This window comes from Pseudomonas sp. GM60, from assembly GCF_000282415.1.
GTDB lineage: Bacteria > Pseudomonadota > Gammaproteobacteria > Pseudomonadales > Pseudomonadaceae > Aquipseudomonas > Aquipseudomonas migulae.
Window position 1 is genome coordinate 1 of sequence record NZ_AKJI01000155.1, and the last position, 1,512, is coordinate 1,512.

A 1,512-nucleotide genomic window follows, 5' to 3' on the forward strand; every position below is an offset into this window, starting at 1 on the left:
CGGCGGCCCGCCACTGCCAGGCCCGACTTTTGGCACACTGTTGGGGGTGATCTGCGGGTACGGCGTCGGCGTTGCCGTGCCGGGCGAACCGGGCAGCGGTGACGGGCTGGTCGGAATGGTTTGCAGCTCTTGGGCCTGCACTGCAGTTATCGAGAGCGCGGCCAAGGCAATGACCGTTAGAATGGTGCGCTTCATCAATGGCTCCGTTGGCCTTGTTGTCTATTTGCAGGCTACTCCCAACTGCGTTCGTTTGCCTCCCCCATGCCCTTCCTCCTCAAGAGAACCCCATGAAACGTTTCGTTCTGCTCGACACCGCGCCTATCCCTGAAAACGGCGGTGCCCTGTGCCTGTTCGAATACGGTGAGGATTTCGTCATCAAGATCCAGGGCGGCGACGGCGGACAATTGATGAATACGCGCATGCACGGTTCCGAAGATGCGCTGGCCGAGATCCCCTGCCGCAAGGTCGCCGGACGGCCCAATTCACGGGTATTGATCGGTGGCCTGGGCATGGGCTTTACCCTCGCCTCGGCCCTCAAGCATTTGGGCAAGAGCGCTGAAGTGGTGGTCGCCGAACTGGTGCCGGGCGTGGTCGAGTGGAATCGCGGGCCGCTGGGCGAGAAAGCCGGGAACCCGCTGCTGGATAAACGCACGGTGATTCGCATGGAAGACGTGGCGAACGTGCTGCAGGCCGAACCGCAAGGTTTCGATGCGATCATGCTCGACGTCGATAACGGCCCGGAAGGCCTGACCCAGAGAGCCAACAGCTGGCTCTATTCGGCGGGCGGCCTGAGCGCCTGCGCCAAAGCCCTGCGACCAAAAGGTGTGCTGGCCGTCTGGTCGGCCAGCGCCGACAAGCAGTTTTCCGACAAACTGAAGAAGGCGGGCTTCAAGGCCGAGGAAGTCCAGGTCTTCGCCCACGGCAACAAGGGCACCCGCCACACCATCTGGATTGCCGAGAAGCTCAAGGGCTAGGCTAAACTTACGTCATAACCGTCATTAGTCTTTTACAAAGGTGAACCCATGAGTTCGTCAACACCGACCAACACCTCGAAGCTGGACCGCATCCTCGCCGACAACCAGCGCGACAAGGAAATGGGTTACCGCGACAAAGCCCTGAAGATGTACCCGCACGTGTGCGGCCGCTGCGCCCGTGAGTTTTCCGGCAAGCGCCTGAGTGAACTGACCGTGCACCACCGCGACCACAACCACGACAACAACCCGCAGGATGGTTCGAACTGGGAATTGTTGTGCCTGTATTGCCACGACAACGAACACTCGCGGTATACCGACCAGCAGTATTTCGGTGAAGGCTCGTTGAGCACGCCGAAGATTGCCAAGGCGACGCATAACCCGTTTGCGGCGTTGGCCGGGTTGATGAAAAAAGACGACTGAAGATTTGTTTGCCTGACCCGGCCCCATCGCTGGCAAGCCAGCTCCTACAGTGTCATGTGTCGTTCACATATTTTGTGCTTAACGAGTACCCACTGTAGGAGCTGGCTTTCCGGCGATG

General features: G+C 59.8%; 3 protein-coding genes. 2 read left to right on the top strand and 1 reads right to left on the bottom strand.

The features are described from left to right. A partial coding sequence (locus PMI32_RS02325; protein WP_008034787.1) for a hypothetical protein occupies positions 1–195 on the bottom strand: 195 nt, incomplete at its 3' end. Positions 196–287: 92 nt separating this feature from the next. On the opposite strand from PMI32_RS02325, the gene PMI32_RS02320 reads away from it, so the two are divergent. Both PMI32_RS02320 and PMI32_RS02315 read left to right on the top strand, forming a co-directional pair. Beyond that, entirely contained in the window at positions 288–974 is a 687-nt protein-coding gene (locus tag PMI32_RS02320; RefSeq protein ID WP_008034788.1) for a spermidine synthase, read from the top strand. A gap of 48 nt (positions 975–1,022) precedes the next feature. Further along, the gene (locus tag PMI32_RS02315) at positions 1,023–1,394 is read left to right on the top strand and encodes a YajD family HNH nuclease (protein WP_008034789.1); all 372 of its coding nucleotides are present in this window, start codon (positions 1,023–1,025) and stop codon (positions 1,392–1,394) included. Positions 1,395–1,512: the final 118 nt, after the last annotated feature.